The sequence below is a fragment of the Shewanella sp. S1-49-MNA-CIBAN-0167 genome, from assembly GCF_040310145.1.
In the GTDB taxonomy this organism is placed as follows: domain Bacteria; phylum Pseudomonadota; class Gammaproteobacteria; order Enterobacterales; family Shewanellaceae; genus Shewanella; species Shewanella psychromarinicola.
On the sequence record NZ_JBEOPO010000231.1, the window covers coordinates 1 to 277 of the forward strand.

Here is a 277-nt window from a genome sequence, read left to right on the forward strand (position 1 = left end):
GCCAACAACATCAGCATTCATGGCGACAAGCGCATTCACTATTTTAGTACGCTGCAACACCATTTCTTCTTCGATTAATGCACCACGATTGCTGTTTGATGGATTAGCATCACCGCCAACAACGTCATTAAAGAAGTTCAACACGTTAAAGCTCGCTACGCGAATGTCGCCCATATCTGCCACTGTAGGCGCATCGGTACGATCGTTTACACGGATAAAATCGCCAGCAGTAATTATGTTGGTCGGTAAAATACGGAATGCGTTGTAGCTATAACCG

The 277-nt window shown here is 45.1% G+C and carries 1 pseudogene; it reads right to left on the reverse strand.

What is annotated here, in order from left to right:
- Window positions 1-277, reverse strand: a pseudogene (locus tag AAEZ00_RS21120) (endonuclease); the annotation flags it as partial.